At 64.9% G+C, this 23,405-nt stretch carries 21 protein-coding genes; 13 read left to right on the forward strand and 8 right to left on the reverse strand.

Annotated elements, in window-relative coordinates; translation table 11 throughout:
* Window positions 1–100 precede the first annotated feature (100 nt).
* The 10 genes from ACFVAV_RS04495 (at window position 101) to ACFVAV_RS04540 (ending at window position 11,390) form a co-directional block, all read left to right on the forward strand.
* Entirely contained in the window at window positions 101–1,090 is a 990-nt protein-coding gene (locus ACFVAV_RS04495) for an NADP-dependent oxidoreductase (protein ID WP_379029755.1), read from the forward strand.
* A 30-nt stretch (window positions 1,091–1,120) separates the two neighbouring features.
* Window positions 1,121–1,825 (forward strand): DUF6882 domain-containing protein, encoded by a 705-nt coding sequence (locus tag ACFVAV_RS04500; protein ID WP_379029758.1) that lies wholly within the window; start codon window positions 1,121–1,123, stop codon window positions 1,823–1,825.
* Between the two features lie 220 nt (window positions 1,826–2,045).
* Window positions 2,046–2,360: a WXG100 family type VII secretion target gene (locus ACFVAV_RS04505; RefSeq protein WP_379029761.1), complete on the forward strand. Its 315-nt coding sequence runs from the start codon at window positions 2,046–2,048 to the stop codon at window positions 2,358–2,360.
* A gap of 4 nt (window positions 2,361–2,364) precedes the next feature.
* A complete protein-coding gene (locus ACFVAV_RS04510; protein ID WP_379029763.1) occupies window positions 2,365–7,506 on the forward strand; it encodes a hypothetical protein in 5,142 nt (1,713 codons plus the stop codon).
* Between the two features lie 439 nt (window positions 7,507–7,945).
* Window positions 7,946–8,383: a hypothetical protein gene (locus ACFVAV_RS04515; protein WP_379029766.1), complete on the forward strand. Its 438-nt coding sequence runs from the start codon at window positions 7,946–7,948 to the stop codon at window positions 8,381–8,383.
* A 79-nt stretch (window positions 8,384–8,462) separates the two neighbouring features.
* Complete coding sequence (locus ACFVAV_RS04520) at window positions 8,463–8,873, forward strand: hypothetical protein (protein ID WP_379029769.1); 411 nt, start codon at window positions 8,463–8,465, stop codon at window positions 8,871–8,873.
* Window positions 8,874–8,926: 53 nt separating this feature from the next.
* A complete protein-coding gene (locus ACFVAV_RS04525) occupies window positions 8,927–10,126 on the forward strand; it encodes a hypothetical protein (protein WP_379029772.1) in 1,200 nt (399 codons plus the stop codon).
* A gap of 28 nt (window positions 10,127–10,154) precedes the next feature.
* A complete protein-coding gene (locus ACFVAV_RS04530) occupies window positions 10,155–10,589 on the forward strand; it encodes a hypothetical protein (RefSeq protein ID WP_379029775.1) in 435 nt (144 codons plus the stop codon).
* Window positions 10,590–10,759: 170 nt separating this feature from the next.
* Window positions 10,760–11,044, forward strand: a complete 285-nt coding sequence (locus tag ACFVAV_RS04535; RefSeq protein ID WP_379029778.1) for a multiprotein-bridging factor 1 family protein — start codon at window positions 10,760–10,762, stop codon at window positions 11,042–11,044.
* Between the two features lie 103 nt (window positions 11,045–11,147).
* Window positions 11,148–11,390, forward strand: a complete 243-nt coding sequence (locus tag ACFVAV_RS04540; RefSeq protein WP_379029780.1) for a hypothetical protein — start codon at window positions 11,148–11,150, stop codon at window positions 11,388–11,390.
* 204 nt (window positions 11,391–11,594) lie between these two features.
* On the opposite strand, the gene ACFVAV_RS04545 is transcribed toward ACFVAV_RS04540, so the two are convergent.
* From ACFVAV_RS04545 to ACFVAV_RS04560, 4 genes are read right to left on the reverse strand one after another with little or no spacing between them, the layout of a single operon-like run.
* Window positions 11,595–12,353, reverse strand: coding sequence for an ESX secretion-associated protein EspG (locus ACFVAV_RS04545; protein WP_379029783.1), 759 nt, complete (start codon window positions 12,351–12,353; stop codon window positions 11,595–11,597).
* A gap of 34 nt (window positions 12,354–12,387) precedes the next feature.
* Window positions 12,388–13,704 (reverse strand): hypothetical protein, encoded by a 1,317-nt coding sequence (locus ACFVAV_RS04550; protein WP_379029787.1) that lies wholly within the window; start codon window positions 13,702–13,704, stop codon window positions 12,388–12,390.
* Window positions 13,705–14,082 (reverse strand): hypothetical protein, encoded by a 378-nt coding sequence (locus ACFVAV_RS04555; RefSeq protein WP_379029790.1) that lies wholly within the window; start codon window positions 14,080–14,082, stop codon window positions 13,705–13,707.
* Window positions 14,083–14,091: 9 nt separating this feature from the next.
* Window positions 14,092–14,619 (reverse strand): DUF3558 domain-containing protein, encoded by a 528-nt coding sequence (locus tag ACFVAV_RS04560; RefSeq protein ID WP_379029793.1) that lies wholly within the window; start codon window positions 14,617–14,619, stop codon window positions 14,092–14,094.
* Window positions 14,620–14,706: 87 nt separating this feature from the next.
* On the opposite strand from ACFVAV_RS04560, the gene ACFVAV_RS04565 reads away from it, so the two are divergent.
* Window positions 14,707–15,072 carry a hypothetical protein gene (locus tag ACFVAV_RS04565; protein ID WP_379029796.1) on the forward strand — a complete coding sequence of 122 codons (366 nt, stop codon included), beginning with the start codon at window positions 14,707–14,709 and terminating at the stop codon, window positions 15,070–15,072.
* A 658-nt stretch (window positions 15,073–15,730) separates the two neighbouring features.
* Here ACFVAV_RS04565 and ACFVAV_RS04570 read toward each other — a convergent pair.
* The gene (locus ACFVAV_RS04570) at window positions 15,731–16,156 is read right to left on the reverse strand and encodes a type II toxin-antitoxin system VapC family toxin (RefSeq protein WP_379029800.1); all 426 of its coding nucleotides are present in this window, start codon (window positions 16,154–16,156) and stop codon (window positions 15,731–15,733) included.
* On the reverse strand, window positions 16,153–16,449 hold the full coding sequence (locus tag ACFVAV_RS04575) for a type II toxin-antitoxin system Phd/YefM family antitoxin (RefSeq protein WP_379029803.1): 297 nt from the start codon (window positions 16,447–16,449) through the stop codon (window positions 16,153–16,155). Before ACFVAV_RS04575 ends, ACFVAV_RS04570 begins: the two co-directional genes overlap by 4 nt.
* Before the next feature lie 301 nt (window positions 16,450–16,750).
* Between ACFVAV_RS04575 and ACFVAV_RS04580 the strand changes: the two genes are divergently transcribed.
* Window positions 16,751–17,911 carry an FAD-binding oxidoreductase gene (locus tag ACFVAV_RS04580; protein WP_379029806.1) on the forward strand — a complete coding sequence of 387 codons (1,161 nt, stop codon included), beginning with the start codon at window positions 16,751–16,753 and terminating at the stop codon, window positions 17,909–17,911.
* Window positions 17,912–17,941: 30 nt separating this feature from the next.
* Window positions 17,942–18,703 carry an FAD-binding oxidoreductase gene (locus ACFVAV_RS04585; RefSeq protein WP_379029809.1) on the forward strand — a complete coding sequence of 254 codons (762 nt, stop codon included), beginning with the start codon at window positions 17,942–17,944 and terminating at the stop codon, window positions 18,701–18,703.
* 3 nt (window positions 18,704–18,706) lie between these two features.
* Here ACFVAV_RS04585 and eccCb read toward each other — a convergent pair whose 3' ends face one another.
* A complete protein-coding gene (gene eccCb / locus ACFVAV_RS04590) occupies window positions 18,707–23,032 on the reverse strand; it encodes a type VII secretion protein EccCb (protein WP_379029812.1) in 4,326 nt (1,441 codons plus the stop codon).
* Window positions 23,025–23,393 carry a hypothetical protein gene (locus ACFVAV_RS04595; protein WP_379029816.1) on the reverse strand — a complete coding sequence of 123 codons (369 nt, stop codon included), beginning with the start codon at window positions 23,391–23,393 and terminating at the stop codon, window positions 23,025–23,027. Before ACFVAV_RS04595 ends, eccCb begins: the two co-directional genes overlap by 8 nt.
* Window positions 23,394–23,405: the final 12 nt, after the last annotated feature.

Genomic DNA, 23,405 nt, shown 5'->3' on the forward strand with positions numbered 1-23,405 from the left:
CCTGCGGACCTAAGATTGCGCAACGAGATACTCGATCGAATGCACCCCACGCACAACACCTCCCAGCGATGGCCCCCGGCTCCACAGACACAGGAGACATATGCGCGCGATCGTGGTTCAGAAGTTCGGCGCCACCCCTGAGCTGGCCGATGTGCCGGTGCCGGAGCCGGGACACGGCGAGGTGCAGGTCGCGCTGGACGCCGCCGGGGTCAACCCGTTCGATCTGAAGATGGCCGACGGCATCCTCGAGGGCAAGATGCCCACCGATTTCCCGATGATCCTCGGCGTGGACGGCGCGGGCACGATCTCGGCGATCGGGCCCGGCGTGCGCTCGTTCGCCGTCGGCGACCGGGTGGTCGGCAAGTTCCTCACCGCACCCGCCGGTCACGGCAGCTGGGCGCAGTACGCGACGCTGCCCGAGGACGCGACACTCGTGCCGATCCCGGACGGCGTCACCTCGGTAGCCGCGGCCGCACTCCCGGTCGCGGGCGTCACCGCCCAGGACCTCGTCGACACCGCCCAGATCCAGCCCGGCCAGACAGTGCTGATCGTCGGCGCGACCGGCGGCGTCGGCTCCTTCCTGGTCCAGCTGGCCAATATCGCCGGCGGCCACGTGATCGCCACCGCCCGCGGCGACGCCACCGACCAGGTCGCCCGCCTCGGCGCCACCGAAACGATCGACTACACCCGAACCCGCCCCGCCGACCCCGACGTCGTCGACCCCGACCCCGCCACCCACCGCGACTCCAGCATCACCGGCGCCGTCCGCTTCACCCACCCCAATGGCATCGACGTCCTCTTCGACCTGGTCAGCGGCCCCGCCGACTTCGCCACCCACGCCACCCTCGTCCGCCGCGGCGGCCGCGCCTACTCCACCACCTGGGCCGCCGACGAAAACGCGTTGCGCGAACACGACATCACCGGCGGAAACTTCGAATCCAAGGGCCGCGGACCGGAATTGACGCGTCTACTGGGCCGAGTCGCCTCCGGGGATGTGGTGGTCCCGATCGAAGCAACAGTCCCCCTGGAAGCCGCCCCCGCCGTCCTCGGCGCCGGAAGCGCACGCGGAAAGACCGTCCTGGCAATCTGATTCGCCGTTTACCTCGGTACCCTCGCCACCATGTCTGGAGTGACACTGGCGAACCTGTTGGACGATGCGGCGCTGTTCTCGTTCGAGCATCAACTGCATCTGATGGACGTGGTGGGGGATCGCCCGTGGAGCGTCGACCTGCGCGCCGGCCGATTCACCTTCACCGGCGACCAGCCGATCGAATGCTCGGCCGTCCACCTGCTCGGCTCCGCCGCTCCCGGTCCGCAATCCTGGCTGTGGTCGTGGGGCAATCCGGCCGGCTACCCGGAGACGGTCACCGGGCTAGCCCAGTCGGCCCGCGACTTCGGAATCCACCACCGCATCAGCGAACTCGCGAACGTGGAAGTCCCCTTCGCCGACCTGCCCGGCGCCCCCACCCAGGCCGAGGGCGCGGTGAACACCTTCATGGACGCCTGCAAAGCGATCTCCGGCATCTGGACCGCCTACAACGGCCCCGTAGGCGGCGGCACCCGAGCCGCGTTCCTCATCGAACACCCCCTCTTCCAACTCCCCGCACCCGCGGCGCCTCGCATCACCCGAGTCCTCCAGCAGGGCCTCACCGAATTCCCCCTCAACGACCACCGCCGCGCCGTCCACGCCTACGCCAACCCCCGCGGCCTCACCATCACCTGGTCCCCCGACTACACCCAATCCACCATCTCCGGACCAGGTTTCACCGCAGCCCTCACCTTCGACGAGCTGGCGCGAACCAAGAGCATCGACGTGCAGATGTAGCACTGATAGCGAACGATCAAATATCGAGACATAGCGCACAATTGGGATCCGCGATCTGATTCGGAACGTCCAATATCTCGACAGCATTGGTGCCGAGAGTGGGACTTTCGATGATCGACGAGCTGCCCGCGGCGATGCGGGCCGGAAACGACGTTGCGCGAACCGAGATGGGCTCGCCGTCGGATTCGTTGGCGGCGAGTCCTTTCCGGAGGCTGCTGCCGTGAGTTCGATCAACGCTGATCCCGCAGCGCTACGCAGCACGCAACCTTCGTTCGACGCAGTCGCATCGACCATCACCACCGCAGTCGACAAACTGGCAGCCGCCCTCGCCGCGGAGGGCGAGTGCTGGGGCGGTGACGAGATCGGGCAGGCGTTCGCCCAGAACTACACCCCGGGCGTGGAAAAGGGCAAGACCTCGGTCGGCAATCTGGCGAAGTCGATGACCCAGCTCGGGACGAACATGGTCACCATCGCCACCAAGTTGTCCGAGCAGGACACGGCAACGGCAGCCCAACTGAACCAGACCGGCATCTGACCACGTGGGCATCGAAATCCCCGATTCGCTGCAATGGGTAGCGAAATACATTCTCGGCGCCGGTGATTGGCCCGAAGGCGACGAAACCGCCATGCGACGAGCCGCCGACGCGTGGACCAGCATGGCGCAAACCCTCAACACCGTCGACGACGAGGCGGCCAAGGCGCTCAACTCCGCGCTGACCGCGTTGTCCGAGGGCGAAACCCACGACGCGCTCGCCGCCTACCGCGACAAGCTCCTCGCCGGTGACGAGGCCGCGTTCACCGCGATCCGCAAATGGTGCGAGAAGCAAGCCGAACTCCTCGACGACGGCGCCAACGACATCGAGCACACCAAGATGGTCATCATCGGCACGATGATCGTCGCCGCGGTGGAAATCGGTGTCGCACTGGCGACCTCGTGGACCGGCATCGGTGCCGCCGCCGGTGTTGCCGCACGGATCGCGGCGCAGGTCGCGGTGCGCATCGCGATGAAATCGCTGCTCACCCGCATGATCGCCCGCGGCATCGCCAAGGCGGCGGCCCGAGCGGCGCTGCGTGGAGCGGCGTTCGAAGCGCTCGAGGAAGGCGGGATCGACGGCATCGCACGCACCATCCAGGTCGCCAACGGTGACCGTTCGATGGACGAATTCGGTTGGTCCGACCTGGGATTGGCGACATTCGGCGGCGCGGTCGGCGGCGCTGTCGGCGGTAGTCTCGGCAGCAAACTCGACGGTGTCGGCGACGGCATCACGTCCGGGCTGGGCAAGCTCGCCGCGAAAACCGCGACCGGTGCGGCCACCGAACTCGGCGCCGACCTGTCCGCCCAGGTCGCCTCCGCCGGAGCGGCTTCCCTGTTCATGGGGCAGGATTTCAACCTCGACATCGGGGTGGACACGTTCACCAGCGCGGGTGCGGGTGGCGTGCAGAGCGCGCTGGAATCCAGTGGTGGAAACGGGAACTCGCCCGCGCCGACTGTTCCCGAGTTGGGCGATGATGTGCCCGGCGATACCGACGCACCCACGACACCCGCGGGCACTGGTGACCCGGGAGATTCGGCACCGGAGCCGACTTCGCCCGCGTCGACGGGTGATCCGGGAGCCACCTCTCCTGCGTCAGCCGGAGCAGGGACGCCGTCGGCGGCAGAGGGCAACGGAACTCAGCCTGATGGGGCGGGAACGCCCTCGTCACCGGGTGAGGGATCGCCCTCGACCAGTCCGGCCGGGACTGGACAGAGCGGCGATCCAGCCAGCGGCACTCCGTCGAACGGTAGTCCAGCCGACAGCCCCAACACGCCCAGCGACGGAGCTCCGAGTTCGCCGTCTGATTCCGGTACACCGGACAACCCGAGCGGCACGCCGAACTCCCCGAGCGAGCCCAGCGGAACACAGCCTGGCACCCCCGCCTCGCCTGGCGATTCGACCCCCGCACCCAACACCGATTCACCTGCCACGCCAGCCGAATCGAGTCCTGGTCCCTCGCCGCAGGGCGACACCACTCCTACAAACCCGAGTGGCACCGGGAACCCCTCCACGCCGAGCGACAACGGAAATGCCACGCCTCCCACGCCGAGCGATGGCGGAAATACCGCGTCGCCCGCGCCCAGCGATGGCGGTAACACCGCGCCACCCGCGCCCAACGATGGCGGCAACACCGCACCTGCCGCGCCGAATGATGGCGACTCGACCCCGCCTACCTCTACCCCCAACAGCGGCAACCCCAACACGCCTGCCAGCCCCGCGACACCACCCGAATCCCCTTCTCCCACCTCAACCGGTCTGCCCAGCACACCCGCTGTACCTTCCCCCAGCCCGTCATCGCCGGACCTTCCGCCAGCCGACACCCCGTCGACCACGCAGCCGACCGCACCCTCCACGCCGACTGATTCATCCCCAGCCCAGCCGAATTCGACTCCGCCTTCCAACCCCACATCTACTGCGCCCGTCAACCAGCCGACGAACACGGCCGAGCCGGCCTCCACCACCCCGAACCCCGGCACCAACCCGTCGACCACGGTGCCCGGATCAACTCCACAGTCCGGCATCCCTTCGACTCCGCCCACGGCGCAGGCGCCAGCCGATCCCAGCCGTCAGAACCTGTCGACCGACACAGACACCACCGCAGCCGCCACAACAACGACGCCGGCCCCGACGACCACAACCCCGGCAACGACGCCGACGACCACCGCAATACCGCCCAACCCCACCTCCACGGTCCCCGGATCCACCCCGCCGATCGGCACCACTCCGGTCACACCCTCGACCCATCGGTCGCCAACGCCGAATAATCCACAGCCGTCCACAGTCAACCGGCCGAGTGCAACTCCACGGGACACGCCCAGCCCCGCCCCAACACCAATTCCGACCCCCTCCCGGGCCGGGAACAACCCTGCCGACACCGCGCAATCCGCCCCGCCTGCCCGCATCGACCCCAGCAGCCATGCAACCACTCCGGAATCCAACCCCGCAACGAACCCGGCCCGCCCTACCGACCCCACAACCCCGACCGACACCCGGCCGACCCACAACACCAACCTCACCCCGCAACAACTGGAGAACGCCAACCGCGCCCGCCAGGCCCGCGAATCCCTACGCCCGCTCTCCCCAGAAAACAACCAAGCCCTACAGGTAAACCCCACCACCGGCCGCCCCTACCTGAGCGCCAGCTACCCGAACGCCCTCGGCGCACCGGTCCGCGTAGTCCGCGTAACAGCAGCCGTAACCAGCTCCCCCACAACATCACCCGACACCGTCGCCGCCATCACCGACCGCACCCAACTGGCCACCGACCACACCTTCAACCAAGGCAGCCAATTCCCCCTCGGCGACTGGCTCATGGTCGACGTCGTCCCCACGACAGACCCAACCACCGCCGACCTCACCATCGATGCCGACACCGACCCAACCCTCACCGACCTGGCCAACACGGTCCGCACCAACCTCGGCCTACCACCGAGCTCGACCCCAACTCTGACCCCCGACGACATCAGACAACTGGGCGCCGACATCTCCCGAGCCGACCTGGCCAGATCAACCACCCCTTCCTGGGCCGACCAGCACACCGATTCCACCCCACTCCCCACCGACTCCACTCCCACGCCCGACACCGACACCGACACCGACACCGACACCGACACCGACACCACGGTCGACCTCGACGCCATCCACAACCAATTCGCCGAAAACACCCCCGCAGGCGTCTCCCACCACCGCGGCGACCCCACCATGGGCGACCTCCCCCACCGAGTCCCCGCCGACCCCACCCGCTTCACCGCCGACACCCACATCACCCCCGACGGCCAAGCCCGCATCGGCGACCACACCCTCACCCCCGAGGAATACGGCGACCTCCTCCGCCGCTCCGGCTGGGACGGCGTAACCCCCATCCGCCTTATCGGCTGCGACGCCTCCTCCAACGGCTTCGCCGACCGCCTGGCCCAGCACCTGGGCGTGGAAGTACTGGCCCCTACCCAAGCAGCGTGGACGGACTCAAACGGAAACATCTTCAGCACCAGCGGAGTCACAAATCCTGACGGAACTCGCAGCCCTCGCATCCCGCCGGATGGCCAGTGGAATACCCATGGCCCCGACGGCAGCAGAACGCAGAACGGGACAGTCGCCACACCACCAGGAGCCGGCCATTCCATCGCTCAGAACCTCAGCCCGGACACAGCGGTAGACCGCTACAGGCCGGTACCAGCACGGTCTGATTCGCCGGATAGGGACCCTTCTCCTCAACGCACTGCCGAATGGGACCCGCCTACCGCCCCCGATGGGACGCCGCTTCCAGAAGTCCCGATGACCATCGAACCTGGTACACGTGTCCTCGATCTCAACGGACAAGCCCCGCTGCAGCCCCACTCCAGAATGGTCGTCACCGATACCAACGGCAATCCGATAGGGACCTTCTTCACCGATGCGGACGGCAACATCACGCATGCGGAGTTGACAGCGCCGAACGTCGGCCATGGACCGCGCCCAATCGCGTCGAGCGCGAATCCAGATATTGATTACCCTGCACCTGGCGTCACGTACAGCGTTGACCTAGGAATCAGTCCGGAACCACAGGTCTACGTCGGCGCGACCGATCACGACGTACGAGAATCCGGCCCGACACCCGCTTCATCAGCGACCGAACAATCAGACCAGGCGCCCGCGCCGACTGCACCGCCTCAACGATTCGATGGCTTCCGTGGCGGACCAGTGGAGCCAGCAGTGGACTGGGACCCACCAGGCGACGAGAACGGCACGTATCGAACCGCGGAGCCGGTTAATGGGTACGACACCGCCACGCAAGGTCCGTTCTCGCTGACCCAGCCGAGGGAACCCTTCACGCGTTACGACGTTTTCGACACCGATGGGAATTGGCACGGAACCTTTTACACGGATGCTGAAGGCCAGTTTTCGCATATACACACTTGGTCAGGCAACCGGACTCAAGGATTCAATCCCGAGCTGGGCACAGGAGCGACATGGGATGCGGGACTGGCGGTTCCGTCACCGAATACGACATTTGCCGTCGGTCCGCGGTACCTGGACCACCACGGATTCGACCCACGGGTACCACAGCAGCTGTTTCGCACTGACGAACATGGGGACACGGTTGCAGCGACGGGACAGCCCACGTACGCACCGAGCGGCACGCGCGCAGCCGACTACTTCGGTCCTCGGCGCGGACATGGCGGCCCGACCAATCTTCAGACGGACGTCGGCCACATCGCCGGCGGCGGCCGTGACCGCCATGGCACACGCCAGGCCGGAGAGTACGACGCGAGTTTGTATCCGAACGAACCAGCCAAGCTGTTCCGATTCGCCGGTGGACACCTGATCCCATACGAGGCGGGAGGCCCGGGCGAACGGATCAATCATGTTCCGCAGTGGGCGTACGAGAACAGTAACTGGGAGCTCGATGAGCGGCCGACTGCCGACTCATGGCGAAGTATGGAGGACGACCAAGCCGAGATCAGTAGGTCTCCCGGGGCAAACGTGGATCGGGTCGACCTATTCGCAGAACGTGTCACACCCGACGTCGTCACACCGGATACTCTGCATTCCAGATTCGTAGTATCGACCATCAATAATGAAACTGGATATATACAGGTCAGGAGCTTCCATAATGTCCCAGAACCAGCTAGGACTCCGCGCACCGCACAGCAACCCCAGCCATGATGCCCAGATCCTGAACCTTCTGCATAACGTCGGGGATAATATCGCCGCCGTTGCGCCTGATGGCTGGCAACGGCTCGATTTACAGTACCGGGCGACGGCGCCCGTATGCGACCTATCGTTGTACGGAGCGTATCCTAACGGTGATGTCATACAAATACCTGAACCACTACCACTAGCAGATAGAGCACTCCGCGAACTACGAAGCATGATGTATGAACCCGGCCGAGGTACGTGGTTTCTCGCGCGCTACAATCTATCGAACACAATGGAGTACAGCATCGTATACGACTACGATAACGATCCCCTATGGCCGTACCCGACGGAAGCCGATAACTGGATAATGGACCTGAAGGTTTACCCCCGCAATTCTGAGCACATACCAGGGTGGCTAGCCGAAAAGATATCGAAACATTTCGATCGCAAGCAGTAGAGGATAATCATGAATATGGCAGCAAATATAGAAGAGCACACAGAGATCCTGTCGCGGATAACGACTCGAATGCAGGCAGTCGCCCCTGCCGGATGGAATCGCATCGACATCGTCTATGGCGCCATCGGCGACAATGATTTCGGTGGCTGCAGCGCGCTGGTTTTCAATAGCAGAGGTGGGGTGATCTTTCTCGGATGGCTGCCACCAGAAGACGTGACGGCGGACTTCGCCGCGCTACGCGCTGCAATGGCAGCCCCAGTTCGCGGCGCCTGGCTACAAGCGAAATACTTTCTGAAATATCCAGATTCGTACTCTATCGAATATTTTCGAAATCCCCGCGCCCCGAAGCGTCTCCCTTCAGCTCTCGATTGCGTCCGCGAGTTGGAACTTTTTCCGCGCAGCGCAGACAACGTACCCGACTGGATGCAACAGATCATCGATAGTTAGGCCACTCCCCCGCGATGAGGAGATTCACCACCAGGCCGAGCATTACGAATCAATGCCCCCGATAGAGAGAGCCACGATCATGCGCTCAATTGGCGTGGACATGGTCTCGGCTGCACCGCCTGAGTGGAGACAACTGCGTCTGGTGATGGAGGCGACGGTCGAGTCGTATCGGCATAGCTACGAGGTTGTCGGCACGGACGGCACCGTGGACAAGTCCCGATTTCTCGCCATGCCATCTCAAGCAGAACGTGTCGCCGCGCTCCGGATCGGCATGTATGAGGGCGGGAAGGGTACATGGTTCACCATGACGCTCACCGTGACGGACAGTGGTGAATACGATGCTTCGTTCGACTACGAGTCACCCCCACATCTGGGTTCTCCGCTGCCGAACCGAGTGTTCGAGTCAGACCTGAGAGCATTTCCACGTGATCCTGCACATATTCCGACATGGCTCGCCGACACATTGATCGAGGCCGGCAAAGAAAACTGATCCGGTTTCGATGTCGAATCCGATTGGACTGATACCGGATGAAAGGTAGATCCGTGACGATACCTGGTCGACCAGACTCACGCGACCCAGCAGCCGTGTCGGCATGGCGACAGTCCTTCGCCGAGGACCTGCACGAAGAGCTGTACGAGATAATCACGGAGGACGCGCCTGATGACTGGGTCCAGATATCCTTTCGCGCGCGGACATTGATCGGTAACTACGGCTATGACGCAACTGCCGTTCTGAATGATGGATCCAGAAGGGAATTTGATCCTAGCCTGGAAGCGCTCGAAATGCTGGGAGACCTTCGGCCCCGTATGAATATGGCACCATTCGGAGTTTGGTTCTCGGTGCACTACACCGTGCGCAGCGACGATCGCTGGCAGCTGGTGTTCGACTACGACGACGCCCCTTTCGACCCAGCACTCGCAGCTGAGGCATACGCTGACGACTTCGACTTTTTTCCTCGCGACATCGAGTTCGTCCCGGATTGGCTGAGGACCCAACTGTCCGCTGCGCGAACACCTCCGGACTGGTTCGTTCAACCGCGGCCTGATGGATCTCGGCTGCCACGACGCAAGGTGGACCGCCCCACGCGGATCCGACCCGGGACGAATCTCATCGGTCACCAAGATCTGACAGCCCCCGAACGAGTCCCGCTCAATCCGCCACCTGCCGCGCCCCCAGCGCTCCCGGCCATAGCCATCAAGGGTGAAGAATTCGACAAGACGACAGTCGACCAGCTGGTCGCTGTCGGCGAACGCCTGCGCCGCGCCGCTCCGAACGGCTGGTCGAAGATCAGATACTCCTTCAGCGAGATCGACACCTCCATCTCTAGGAAATTTCAGTGGATTTCCGGCGCCGGCGAAGCGACGGACTACGAGCCGAACAAGTCCCTGCTGAGCTTCGCCACGCAGGAAGAGGGCAGGAGGGCAATCGCAGCCAAGAAGTGCCCACCCAGGCCACTCACAAACTGGCGTGAGCCAGAGATATTCACCGTCTTCACCGCACTACGCACGAGAATGTACGTGCCCGGAACCGGCACTTGGTTCACCGCCGTATACACCCTGGACAACTCGGGAGACGTCACCCTCGAGTTCAATTACGATGGCGAACCAGATTTCTTCCCCCGTCTGGTCAATGGCATATATTTCCTAGACCAGCAACGCTACCCTCGGGCTTGGGCACATACGCCAAAATGGCTGCAGCACAAGATTGATCGAGCACAAGAAGATTCACTTTGGTTCTCCTAGTCACAGGGTACGAGGAGGAAATTCAACAATGGCCAATTGGCCAGCGCTCAGCCCGGGAGAACAGCAGGACAAGCTTGCAGATATCACCAGAGATATCCTCGAGACTCTCCCCGAGAGATGGACACGGCTCATTGTCCGCGCAATGATGATCGGTCCCCACGCCGAGGCAGATACTGGCATCAAGATGGCGGACGGCCCGGTACGTAGCTGGTCGTTCCCGCCCGAGGTGTGGCGCAAGTTCCAGCAACTACGCAAGGGCATGTACGCAGAGGGCGCGGGTTCTTGGATCGAGTTCGAGTATATTCTCGATCCGCCCGGGAAGTTCTCTATTCGCTACAACCGCGATAGCGAGCCACAATTCTCCGTGCCGCCGACAAACAAGAACTTCACTACCGAGAATAAATGGTTTCCACGTTCCGATGAAAGTATGCCTGAATGGTTCCGGCGCGGCTTGAACAGCTAATGGCTCGTACTCTATCGACTGCCTGCGCGAGCGTGCCACACTCATCCGAGGCATCACGATCGACAGCTTCCGAGGAGCCAGGTCGACCGAGCCAGGAGTGCCCGCAAGGTATGCGAAGCCGAGCACGCCGGGCCAGCTCACCTGACCTTCGATCCGATGGGAGAAACCGAATGACGAGTCAGCATGAATTCGACACCGATCTGGCCGCCACCCGAGCCACCCCCGAATACAAGGCGGCACTGCGCGCGTATGAGCCAGCGCACGAGCTCGGTATTCAGATCCGAGCCGCACGTGAAGCGCGCGGATGGTCGCAGACCGAATTGGCGAACCGCGCGGGGATGCGGCAGCACGCGGTGAGTCGGCTGGAGGCCGGCGACGTGGTTCCGACCTTGACCACGCTGAAGCGGATCACCGCTGCGTTGGGTGCCAAGCTGACGGTGTCCCTGGCCGCGTAGTCATCGGCCGGACACGATTGCGATCTGGTCCCCGTGTATCCGAGCACCTCGCCGACGCGAATCGACGGTTCGCGCGGCGGCATACCGATACGAAGGAGTCGCGATGAGTCACCACGAGTTCACGCTGGTGCTCGATCACACGCCGACCGGCGACGAGCTCGACTCACTGTATGAAGCGGGCCTCGACGACTCCACGCCAGAGTTCGGACCACGGACCACCCCGGTACTGCATGTGCATCGCGATGCCGATTCGTTGGCGTCGGCCGTCCTCGGCGCCGTCAAGCAGACCGAGGCAGCCGGGTTTGCCGTGGTGGGTGTGCAGATGCAGGGAGGTAGGGCATGCTGACGAATTCGCCCGACCGTATGGCGTGGCCGTCATACGACGGTGTCGAGCAGTTGTGCACTGAATTGGATCTGACTGACGATGATCTGAGTCGCGCGAGCCAGGTCGTAGATGATCACGTTCGTGCGTGGCACCTTGCTCAGGTTCGGGCAGGCCAGGACTGATCCCAGACATAACGACTCGTTGGCCAGCTGATCACCGGTGTCGTCAGTGGGAGCGGTAGGCGCCTTGGCGCGCTTTGGTTGCGGTGGTGGTGAGGATTGTGGTGAGGGTGGCCTGGAGGCGGGTGGGGGTGGTGGGTTTGGCGATGAAGGTGGTTTCGCCGTAGAAGACGTAGCGGCCGTCGCCGGTGAGGTCGTGGAGTTGGAAGTCGTCGCGGCCTTCGGTGTGCCGGTTGTCGACGCTGCCGTGGGCGTAGACGCCGATGTGGGTGAGGGTGTCGGTGGGTTTGGCGAGGAAGGTTTCGAGTTGTTCTCGGGGGGTGGGGTTCCAGCGGTCGCGGACGTGGGGGCGCGGGGCCGCGAGTTCGGCTGCGGTGACTTTGATTTCGCGGCCCTTGCCGGGGCCGACTTTGGGGAGGGTGGAGAGGACCGCCGCGGCCAGGGCGTCGGGGGCCATCAGGTGGAGGGTGACGTCGCCCGGTTCGGATTCGTCACCGGGGGCCTGGATCGCCAAGGCGGCGTAGGTGTCTCGGGCACCGCCGTGCGCGCGGATCGTTCTCGTGCGGCCGGTGGCGCCTGCTACCTCGACTCGGGCGTGCGGGGCCAGCAGGGCGGCCATGGCCGCGTCGAGGTCGCTGTCGAATTCGGCCATCATGTTCTCGGCGGCCTTGCTGCGGAGCCGATGGATCTCTGCCTGGGATTCGACGTCGGTGTGGCGATGATGCAGGGGATACGGGAGGACATCGCGGCCTGCCGCCTCCCACAGGGTGCGGAAGTCTAGAGCGGTGAGATGCCAGGTACGCACGGGAGATCTACTCTGTTCCATCGGATTTCACGATTCAGTCGGCGCCGATGACGGGCGGCACCATCTTGGGCAAGTTGTCCAGACCGGTGAGTTCGTCACCGTGCTCCTGTGTGATCAGGTAGTCGGGGATGCCCTTGGTGGATTCGTCGTCCTTGCCGCCGCCTCTGGCGCCCGGGGCGCCCATACCCGGCATGCCGGAACGGCCCGCTGCGCCGCTGCCCGCACCTGCGGCCCGGCCGCCCGCGGCGGTGGTGCCCGTGGTCGCGCCTGCGCCGGGGACCGAGCTGCCGGGGGCGGGGGAGCTCGGGGAACCGGATCCGGGAACGCCCGCGCCGCCGCCGGGTGATCCGGATGGAGATCCTGAACCCGGATTTGTCGCACTCGGGGTCGTCGCTGTCGGTGTGGTCGCAGCTGGATCGGTCGACTGAGGCGTGGTCCCATCGTCGTCGGTCGTCGTATCGTCGTCGGCCGTGGTGTCGTCGGTCGTGTCGGTGGTGTCGTCGTCGGACGGAGTGGTCGCTGCGGGAGCTGCGGTCGCGGGGTTCGTCGCTGGTTGATCAGTGTTCGGCGTTGACGTATTCGGGTTGTTCGAGGTGGGTGTCGTCGGGCCACCGTTGACGTCAGGATCGCCGCCACCGTTTTCGACGGTCTTCGGGATGGGAATGACCGGAACCTTGGTATCGGATTCGTGAATCACCGGGGCGTAGACGGTCTTCAGGACGCGCACCGCCTCGACTCGCGCGTTCTCCTGTGCGACATCGTCATTGCGCCACGCACGACCGGTGAAGAGACCGCCGAAGTTGTCCAGGCCACTGCGATGCTCGGGTTCGAACGGGACGAGGCGCTTCGTCGGTTCGAGGCCGGTGCGCAGTTCGTCCAGCTTGCTTCTCGTGAGCGCCGCAGCAGTGGTGACCTTCTTGCCCGTAGCGTCGTATGCCGCAACGGTTTCCGCCGCTGCGGTCGCGGCGGCACCGGACCACACATCGGGGGCCATGCCGCGGGTGATCTGCTTGCGGAACTCGTCGAGCGAGGTGCTGTTGCGGGTCGAGATCTCGTTCCAGGCGCTGATCAGGTCGTTGACGGCGTCGAGGTCGATCTTGTCGACCTTGGCGCGCAGCTGGGCGACGGTTCCCTCGAAGGCATCGGTCTTAGTCACCACGTTGGGGCGGTACTCGCCGTCGAAACCGAGGTCGGCGGCGTTCTGACGGTTGGTCGCTCGCTGATCGTTGTACCGATTCTGGATGTCCGCGATCTCGGAGCCGTCGAGTTCGCTGTCGTTGCCGGAGAACGGAGACGTGATGAAGTTGCGAAGGCCGCCGAAGAGGTCGAGTCCTGCGATGTTGGGTTGCATCTACTGCACCTGCTCGGTGGTGTAGTCGAGGGCGTTGGCGGTTTCGATGTCCTGGCCGGTTAGGCGTTTGAAGGAGATGGAGAAGACTTCGCGCAGTTGCTTGACCGCTTCGATGTCCTTGAGGATGACCTCGTAGATCGAGTTCGGCTCGCCGGCAGCTTGAGCACGAAACTTCGCTTCGAGTTGCCTGGCCATGTCGAAATCGCCGAACCCGGTGACGTTCTGCACTCGCTGCGTGACGCCGATCAGTTCTCTGAGATCAGAGAGTCTCGAATCGCAAGCCTTGTACATGTGGTAGGCAGCCGCTTCGTTATTGAGGTAGACCTCGCCAGCCTTTACTTGTGCGACCAGCTGGCTGTAGGGAGTGGTTTCCGCCATTGCCGACGCCTACTTCGGGAAGGCCGGAACTAGCACTGCGCCAGCACGCTGGAGGTACTCACACGGTTCCTCCAGTGGACCGTCTGCGATCGGCGAATTGCCAACCGCGAGCTGGACGACCCCCTGATTGGATGGAAACACGACATCGCACCACAGGTTCCGAGTGTCGCCCTGAACCCGGAACTGACGACCTTGCCGATCCGCGATGGTGACATCAGTGAAGTCGATGTTCCCGGGCTTCTCTTCGAAGTAGCCGATGGTCTTACTGGTGGTGTAGACGGTCAGGGAGTAGTCGGGCCCATCCCACCCACAGATCTCCCACCCCGACTGTGGAACCCCGCCGGCGCCGATCTCCTCGCTCGCCGGATCCACCCCCGCGGCCCGCAACGCATCATCCGAGATCTCGGTACACGGATTCCACAGCACCGGCTTCGCCGTAGTGGTCATCCCCTTCGACGACGTCTCCCCCGAGTCGCACCCGACCAGCCCGGCCACTGCCAAGCCGGCCACCACCACTGCTGTACCTGCGCGTTTCATCCCGCCCCTTCCAGCTGTCCGCTGCTCTGACCAGGGACATTAGCATGAGGAACGACGGTCGGGCCCGGCCGCGTAGGTTGGTCGATCATGAGTGAACTTCGACTTTCCGCACCGTTCGACGGGCGCGATCCCGAGGGCAAACCGGTGGTGAATCGGCCTGCCGTCGACCCACAGATCCGCGATCGCGTCCTGTCCTATCTCGCACACGCGCCGGTCGTTTTGAGCGCACGCAGCTACGACACCGACGACTTCGACGCGCAGGTTCGGGATGTGCCGTTGAACTTCCACACCGACGGGGTGTTCGTGTGGCCGGGGGCCGTCCCGCACTACCTGCGCAAATACGGCGTGCCGCCGGAGCCGGCGCTGGTCCAGCACATCGTCGGCAAGAACTTCGAGATCGGGGAGGTCGGCGAGGACGCACGGCAGGCGGCGGTGCGGCTGGTTGTCGGCTGACCAGTAGAGATCGATGTCGGCAAAGGCGGATAGCGCCACAACCGAATTGGGTCTAGAACCTGCCCTGGAGATCGGGCTTGTCAGTGCTCGGAAAACAACTTGGTCGCGCCAGCTATGTGCTGGCGACGAGCAGCGAACTGGTGTTATGCGATGTGGACATTGTTGCTCGCCAACGGGTTTGGGGTGTACCGTCGCGAACGAAGAACGGCTCCCGGCAGCGCTACCAACGCTACCGAGAGCCTGGGTACGAAACAGAATCCAGCTGTTCGCACCGTAGGGGAACCCTACCGCCAACACCTCGGCGTGCTCAAAGGCCGAGGCCGCCCGTTTTGATGCCAGGAGCTGCCAAGAGCTCCCGGCTCCGGGTGTGAGCTGTCTCGTTTCGTTCTCTGGGCCGCGGGCCGTTCCCGGTCGTCACCGACGAGCCCGACCAGGGGAGCGCCAACCCCGTCACACCAGCCGTCTGCGAGTACCACTGTCGTACGCCTCGCACGTACGCACCGTGTCGGCCGGGCGTGCACACCTTCGACATGGTCCAACCAGCCGCGCGTCTATCCGACGCGGGGCCAGAAGCGTTGGCCGAGATGGTCTATCGGGGCATGGTGATCGGGAGTCCGGGGCAGAGGGGAGACGACACCGGCACCCCTGGGTGCTCGATCTAGGCGCCTTCCCATGGACAAATAACCGGAACGGCGACAGCCTGGAAATGCCGGACGTTGCGGGTTACCACCGTCAGGCGGTGGGTGATCGCGGTCGCCGCGATGAGCGCGTCGACCGGGTCGATCGGCCGGCCCGCGTGGTCTGCGCTCGCCCGGCAGGCGCCCCACTCGAGCGCCACGTTCACATCCGTCGGCAGCAGTCTGCGCTCGAATCGCGCCGGGAGTTCCTCGCTGAGCCAGCGTTCGAGCCGAGCCCGGCGTTTCCCGTCGGGCAAACGGTCTATGCCCCTGCGTAGTTCGCCCATCGTCACCACACTCAGGTGGGTGCGGTTTTCGTCGATCTCGGCCAGCCAGCTCAGTAATCCACGGTCGGGACGGGGCTTCACCAGCTCCGATATAGCGTTGGTGTCGAGCAGGTAGTTCACAGCTCGACAGCCCGGTGGGCCGGGTCGCTGCGCTCGCGATCGAAGAATCGCAGCTCATCGTCACTCAGTTCGGCCAGCGGCGATGCGGCGAAGAACTCGGCCAAGGTGTCGGTCCGCGCGGTGGCGCGGCGCCACTGTTCGATCGGAACGACAACGGCGACCTCACGTCCATGCTTGCTGATCACCTGCGGACCCTCCCTTTCCACCGTGTCGATCAACTCCGAGAACCTGGCTTTGGCATCGGCCAGCGGCCACGCGACATCGAACGGCCGTTCACCGTCCTTGCGTGCCATCGCCATCACCTCCACCAACTTTTGACTACTCTGGTCAGAATCGAGAATAACGGGGGCACGCCGCGTATGCCAGGGCACCGTCACTGCCGACCCGTCAACGAACCCGACCAAGATCACCGACGCATATCGATGCCGGCGACACCGCGCCAAGGGGCGATCCAGGGCTTACGATCCGTCCGGCGAATGGGACCGTGACGAGCATCCCTGCACCCAGCGGCGGGTTTCGGGTGATACTTGAGACGGCGCCCGCCCCGAGGCGGGGCCACATTGCAGCAATTCCAGGGAAAGGGAGCTTGACGACGTGGATGCGCGTTCGCTTGCGCTGGTCCGCGCCGATTTCCGCGGGGTGTCGGAGACACCCGGTGGTCCTGAGCGGCTGATCAGCGCTTTCTACGGTCACCTGTTCGCGCAGAACCCGGCGTTACGGGAGCTTTTCCCACCTGCCATGGACATGATGCCCAAGCGTCTCGTGACGGCGCTGCAGTATGTCCTGGACAATCTGGAGGACTTCGAGCGCGCGCAGAGGTTCCTCGAGCAACTGGCCCGCGATCACCGGAAATACGGGGTCGAGGCCGATCACTACGACATGGCGGGCCGGGCGCTGCTCGCGGCGCTGCGCACCTTCCACGGCAACCGCTGGACCAGGGAACTGCACGAGGGCTGGAGCGACATCACCATCCTCGTCTCCGCGTCGATGGCGATCGGCGCCAACGAGGACAAGTCGCAGCCGTTCTGGGGCGCGACGGTGGTCGGGCACCGCAGGGTGCTCGACGATCTGGCGATCGTGCGGTTACAGGCCGACGGGCCGATCCCGTTCAAGGCGGGCCAGTACGTGCCGATACAGGTGCCGCAGCGGCCGAACATGTGGCGCTATCTCTCCCCCGCGATCCCCGCCAATCCCTACGGTGAGATCGAATTCCATGTGCGCCGGATCAGCGGCGGCTGGGTGAGCCCGGCCATCGTCAACGACACCAAGGTCGGGGACCGGTGGAAGATCGCCGGTCCGCTCGGCGGCCTGCACATCGACCGGGAGTCGGGGCGCGATGTGCTGCTCATCGGCTCGGGCACCGGGATCGCGCCGCTGCGCGCGCAGCTGATCGAGATGAGCCAGCGCGGCATCAACCCGCGGGTGCATTTCTTCACCGGCGGCCGCTTCCCCGGCGACCTCTACGACGTGGACAACATGTGGCAGCTCTCGCAGTCCAACCCGTGGCTGACCGTGGTGCCGGTGTGCGAGGAACGCGACGATCCGTGGTGGTATCCGCAGGCGCCTGCTTCCCCGTCGACGGGTATGTACCGCCGTCTCGTCGGTAATCTGGGTGCGGTGGTCACCAGCTTCGGCGCGTGGTCCGACCGCCAGATCCAGATCGCCGGGTCGCCCCGGATGATCGCCGACACCCGACGCGCCCTGATCAGGGCGGGCACCCCGAGCGAGATCATCGCCGCCGACCCGGTCGGCTGAGACCCTTCCCGCCCTTCGTGAAAGAAGCCGATGAGCAGTAGCGAGTTTCCCGATACCGGATGGACGGCGACCGTTGTCGGCCATCACCGCCTGCGCAACGACCTGGCCGTGATCCGGCTGATCGGTGATTTCGTGCCGTTCGCGGCGGGCGGGTCGGTCGAGGTGGAGGTGCCGCAGCATCCGGGCGTGCGGCGCAGGCTCTCCCCCGCGCTGCCGCCGTCGCTCGACGGCAAACTGGAGTTCCATGTGCGCACCGTTCCCGGTGGCTGGTGCTCGAGTTCGATCGTCGCCGACACCCAGCCCGGTGATCAGTGGCGAATCAACGCGCCGCACAGTGTTTTCCACATCGATCCCGAGGCCGCGGAGGTCGTGATGATCGCGGGCGGCACCGGACTGGCGCCCCTGCGCGCGCAGATCCTCGACCTGGCCCGGCTCGAGAACCCGCCCCGCACCTACCTGTTCTACGGCGGCCGCTCCCCGCGCGACCTCTACGCCTCGGACATGCTGTTCCTGCTGTCCGGCGAACTGCCGTGGCTGACCGTGATTCCGGTGGTCGAGAGCCCCGACGACCCGGCCGTCCGCGACGAATGGCACGAGCACTCGCGCGTCGACATCGGCTTCGCCCCGGCGGAGATGCTGCACGGCACCCTCGCCGACGTGGCCGCCGCCCACGGCCCGTTCGACCAGCATCAGGTGCTGGTGTGTGGTTCTCCCGCCATGGTCCGCACCACGGTGGACAAGCTCGTCGCCGCCGGCACGCCCCCGGCGAACATCACCGCCGAGGGAGCCTGAGAGTCACTGCGGCGCAGGCAAATTGGCTATCTGTACCATTTCCTGCTCGCGGGTGCGCGATGCCAGGATGCCGCGTCCAGGGGGGAGCTTCATCGGCCGGACGTCGCCGATGATTCTCCCTTCGTCGCGGGGGCCGCTCATCACCAGCGTTTCGACGGACAGGTTCCGCAATGCGCCGAGGACGGGGTCATACAGTGCCCGCGAGACACCACCCATACGGCGGGCGACGATGAAATGCAGTCCGACATCGCGGGCCTGCGGAAAATACTCCACCAGTGGCTGGAACGGATTCGCCACCGAACTGGGGGCGACCAAATCGTAGTCGTCGACCACGAGGTAGATTTCCGGCCCCGACCACCAGGCTCGCTCCCGCAACTGCTGCGCGGTGATGCCGGGGCCGGGGATGCGCGCCGCCAAGGTTCTCGCCACCTCCACGATCATCGGCGCTGTCGTCTGCGCTGAGGTGGAGTATCCCGCCAGATCATTCCCGAACTCGCCGAGCATTCCGCGCCGGTAGTCGATCAGCACTACCTGCGCCGCCGCCGGGCTCGCGTTCTCGACGATGCCGGTAATGATATTCCGCAGGAGTGTGGTCTTGCCGTGCGCTGCGTCCGCGAAGGCCATGAAGTGCGGCTCGGCCGCGAAATCGAGTACCAGTGGCTGCAACTCGGATTCGCAGAGGCCGACGACCACCTTCGTCGGGCCCATCGAGATACCGTGCTCCGCCACGAGCGCGGGCAACGCTTCCCGGCTGAATTCCAGTGGCAACGTCCGCACCTCGGGGGCACGGCGCCGCCCGTACAGCGCGCTGAGTTCGGCGGCGGCCTCGCCGAGGGCCTCGCTGAGGGTCGCGGGATCGGGGTCGGAATCCAAGCGGGGCAACGCGATCAGCATGTGCAGGTGATCGGCCGTTATCCCGCGCCCCGGCCGATCGTCCGGAACCTGCTGCGCGACACGACGATTGATTTCCGAATCAGTCGGGTCGCCCAATCGCAATTCGATCCTGGTGCCGATCTGATCCCGGATCATCGGCCGGATCTCCGGCCATCGCGACGCGCTGATCATCAGGTGGATACCGTAGGACAGCCCCTGGGTGGCAATGGCGTTGATCTGCGGCTCGAGCACTTCGAACTCTTCACCGACCACCCGCCAGCCGTCGATGACCAGGACCACGTCACCGAACCTGTCCGGTGGTGACGAATCCGTTGCCTCGGACGCGCCGAAACTCCGGCGCCGATACTCCACGATCGACTCGATGCCCAGTTCGGCGAACCGCTGCTCGCGCCTGCGCAGCAACGTCGTCAGCTCGGCGATCGTGCGACGTACCCGATCACCGTCCACACGGCCCGCCACCGAACCCACATGCGGAACCCGAGCCAACCTCATGAGACCGCCGCCGCCGAAATCCAGACAGTAGAACTGCACCTGCTCCGGACTGTGCGTCACCGCCGCGGCCAACACGATCGTCTCCAAGGTCGTCGACTTGCCCGCCCGCGGACCGCCTACCACGGCTACATGCCCCTTGGCACTGGAGAGATTGATCGTCAGCACTTCGCGACGATGCTCGGACGGCTTGTCGATCACCCCGATGGGCATCCGCAGCCGACCCGCCCGATTCACGGTCGCCCGCCAATTCTGGTCGGGCAACAGCTGATCCAGCGTCGGAGATTCGTCCAGCGGAGGCACCCACAGCGGATACGCCGGCTTGCCGTGCCCGTGGATCCTCGACACGACTGCTTCCAGCACCGTGCGCTGCTCGACACTCCCGGTGCTCTCGCCGGGGCCGACCCGTTCCGACCGGCTCACGTAGGCCGACTTGAACCGCAGCGGATCGGAAGCATCGACCTTCAGATAGCCGGAGCCTGGATCGCTGGCCAGATGGTAGGCGTCAGCGGTGCCGATGACGGCCCTCGACTCGGCGGCGGAAAACGTGCGCAGCACGATCCGGTAGGATAGATGCCTTTCCAGCCCGCGCACCTTGTCCTCCTCGAACCGCTGCGAGGCAAGCAGTAGGTGCACGTGCAGCGAACGTCCGAGCCTGCCGATCATCACGAACAGCTCGCTGAAGTCCGGTTTCTGGGCGAGCAGCTCCGAGTACTCGTCGACCACGATCAACAACGCGGGCAGCGGGCTCACCTGCATACCCGCCGCACGGGCGCTCTCGTAATCGGAAACGTCGGCGAATTTCCCCGTCGCCCGGAGTATCTCCTGCCTGCGTTTCAGCTCGCCGGCCAGCGCGTCCTGTAGCCGGTCCACCAGGGACAGGTCCTGTTCTACGTTGGCGATGACGGTCGACACGTGCGGCAGCGACTCCAGACCGGAAAACGCCGCGCCACCTTTGAAGTCGACCAGCACCAGATTCAGCGCATCCGGGGAATGGGTGGTGACCAAGGCGAGGATCAAGGTGCGCAAGAACTCCGATTTCCCGGAGCCGGTAGCGCCGATACACAGCCCGTGCGGGCCCATGCCGTGCTGGGCCGCCTCCTTGAGATCCAATTGGACGACGTCCCCGGTGGCGGTGAGCCCGATCGGCACCCGCAACCGGTCGCGGACGTGCCTGGTCCGCCACATCTCGTCGACGTCGAAGTCCTGACCGGAACCGATGCCGAGCAGTTCGGTGAAGTCCACCTCGCCGTCCAGCGGAGACCGTCCGAGGCTGTCGAGTGCGAGCTCCTGCTGGTATCCCCGCACCAGATCGACCAATTCGGCGGCGCCATCGGAAATTTCCGCCGCACTCAGCAACTCCGGCTGCAACTCGCGCAGATCCGGCATCGCGATGCGAAACGGGCGCTCCCCGAACAGCGCCCACCCTGGCCCGTCGGGAAGGCGGGCGGCGCGCTCCGGGTGTAGACGCGAATCGGCGGGGCGGTGCAATCGCGATTCGATATGCGCCGACAGCAAGTCGACCAGGTCGCCGGGCGCCTCGTTCCAGTCGCGTGCGGTCACCACCAGATGGACGCCGTACTCCGGGCCGGCGCTCGCGATCTGCTTGATCCGGCCATCGAACCCGGGGATCTGCTCGCGAAAGTCGCCGAGCCGGTCGATGAGCAGGAAGACATCGGGCACCGGTCCGGCCAGCGACGGCCGGGCGGCGCGCAAACTGGCCGGTGAATCGATACCGGATTCCCGATACAGCCTTTTGCGGCTCCGGATCTCGGCGGTTACCCGGTCGAGGACCGCGCCCACCTTGTCCAGTTCGTCGTCGCCCACCGCGCTCGCGATATGGGGCAACGCGCTCATCGATCCGAGGCGGTTGCTGGATTCGAGCACATACAGTTTCACCTCGTCGGGTGAATGGGTCAGCGCCAAAGATCCGGTGAGCGTCCGCAGCAGTGTGCTCTTGCCCGACCCCGCGCGGCCGACGATGAAGAGGTTGCGATCCGCGCCCGCCAGGTCCAGCCACACGGTTTCGCCCGGCACACCGTCGGTACGGCGCTCCTGCCCGATGGGAACCTTCAATCGGCCGGTCCCCCACCAGTTGGCCGCCCGCAGTCCACTGTCCGGTGTCTGTTCGAGCCGCCCGACGAGCGATCCGAGCTGCACTCGATCGCCCACCTCGATGAGGCTCGATTGCCGCCGCCGGACCCGGGCGATGTAGACCTCGTCTTTGAAAACCCCGTAGTGGTTCGGGGTCTGCTTGGTAGTCCGGCTGCGGACATCGGCGTGCACGAACGTCCACAGATCGTGGGTGCCGATCAGGCCGCTGCCGTTGTCAGCCTGACCGGTGCCGATACCCTTCACCAGCGCCGAGGTGAACACCGACAGGGGTGCCGAGTCGCCGTCGGCGCGGCCCTCGGCCGCGGTCTCCACCGCACTCGACGCGGTCAGCACGCAGATCCCGTCGCCCGCCGCGAGCTGCTGGGCGACATCGTCGATGGTGGGTGGCGACTTGATCACCTCGGAGCCGAGGAACGCGCCGCTGTAGCAGCAGTCCAGCACGATGATCTTCGCCGCTGCCGCGGACTCCCGGATCAGCTCACGGATGAACGTCGAGGACACCGCCGTACTGCTCAGCAGCTGCGGATCGGTATTGCCGACGGCCAGATACAGATTCTGCCGGGTGCGCAGCCCGTGACCGGAGAAATAGAACAGGATGACGTCGTCCGGTTCGGCGCCACGGAAGACCCGCTCGATGCTGCGCTCGATCTCGGCCTTGGACTCGTTGATCAGCAACTCGGTCGGCCGGAAGCCACCGATCTCGGGGTCGCGCAGCAGTTCCCGGAGTTGCTCGGCGTCCGAGATCGGCGCGTAGAGCCGCGACAAACCGTCGAAGTGGTAGGTGTCGTTCGCTACGAAGAGCGCGATTCGGCGTCCGGCCGGACTACTCATCAGCCAGCAGGTCGCCGAACTTCTCGATGGCATTGTCGACCTGGGCCAAGCCCGGCCGGACGATGGTCACCTCTCGGTCACCCTTCTTGATCGTGATCGACTCCGCCTTGGTTCGCTCCAGGAACTTGAGGCTGACATCCCGAATCGACCACACCACGGCACCGATCGCCCCGCTGGACACCAGCAACTGACCGATCTGCTCGACCGCGCCGGATTTCTGGCCGCCCGCCGCGGCTGTCGTCACCCGGCTGACGTGTAGTCCACCGATCTCGGACAGGTCGGCCTGCAGCTCGCCGGTCACCTCGTCCAGCCACTCGGCATCGCGACCCCCGGAATTGATCACCAGCACAACGTCATCCATCGATCCGCCCTC

The organism is Nocardia sp. NPDC057663 (assembly GCF_042799895.1).
In the GTDB taxonomy this organism is placed as follows: domain Bacteria; phylum Actinomycetota; class Actinomycetes; order Mycobacteriales; family Mycobacteriaceae; genus Nocardia.

Excerpts from the sequence above, each read along its gene's own strand:
- ACFVAV_RS04495 (WP_379029755.1), top strand. The coding sequence starts at position 101 with ATGCGCGCGATCGTGGTTCAGAAGTTCGGCGCCACCCCTGAGCTGGCC.
- ACFVAV_RS04500 (WP_379029758.1), top strand. The coding sequence starts at position 1,121 with ATGTCTGGAGTGACACTGGCGAACCTGTTGGACGATGCGGCGCTGTTC.
- ACFVAV_RS04515 (WP_379029766.1), top strand. The coding sequence starts at position 7,946 with ATGAATATGGCAGCAAATATAGAAGAGCACACAGAGATCCTGTCGCGG.
- ACFVAV_RS04520 (WP_379029769.1), top strand. The coding sequence starts at position 8,463 with ATGCGCTCAATTGGCGTGGACATGGTCTCGGCTGCACCGCCTGAGTGG.
- ACFVAV_RS04530 (WP_379029775.1), top strand. The coding sequence starts at position 10,155 with ATGGCCAATTGGCCAGCGCTCAGCCCGGGAGAACAGCAGGACAAGCTT.
- ACFVAV_RS04535 (WP_379029778.1), top strand. The coding sequence starts at position 10,760 with ATGACGAGTCAGCATGAATTCGACACCGATCTGGCCGCCACCCGAGCC.
- ACFVAV_RS04540 (WP_379029780.1), top strand. The coding sequence starts at position 11,148 with ATGAGTCACCACGAGTTCACGCTGGTGCTCGATCACACGCCGACCGGC.
- ACFVAV_RS04550 (WP_379029787.1), bottom strand. The coding sequence starts at position 13,704 with ATGCAACCCAACATCGCAGGACTCGACCTCTTCGGCGGCCTTCGCAAC.
- ACFVAV_RS04555 (WP_379029790.1), bottom strand. The coding sequence starts at position 14,082 with ATGGCGGAAACCACTCCCTACAGCCAGCTGGTCGCACAAGTAAAGGCT.
- ACFVAV_RS04560 (WP_379029793.1), bottom strand. The coding sequence starts at position 14,619 with ATGAAACGCGCAGGTACAGCAGTGGTGGTGGCCGGCTTGGCAGTGGCC.
- ACFVAV_RS04565 (WP_379029796.1), top strand. The coding sequence starts at position 14,707 with ATGAGTGAACTTCGACTTTCCGCACCGTTCGACGGGCGCGATCCCGAG.
- ACFVAV_RS04575 (WP_379029803.1), bottom strand. The coding sequence starts at position 16,449 with ATGGCACGCAAGGACGGTGAACGGCCGTTCGATGTCGCGTGGCCGCTG.
- ACFVAV_RS04585 (WP_379029809.1), top strand. The coding sequence starts at position 17,942 with ATGAGCAGTAGCGAGTTTCCCGATACCGGATGGACGGCGACCGTTGTC.
- eccCb (WP_379029812.1), bottom strand. The coding sequence starts at position 23,032 with ATGAGTAGTCCGGCCGGACGCCGAATCGCGCTCTTCGTAGCGAACGAC.
- ACFVAV_RS04595 (WP_379029816.1), bottom strand. The coding sequence starts at position 23,393 with ATGGATGACGTTGTGCTGGTGATCAATTCCGGGGGTCGCGATGCCGAG.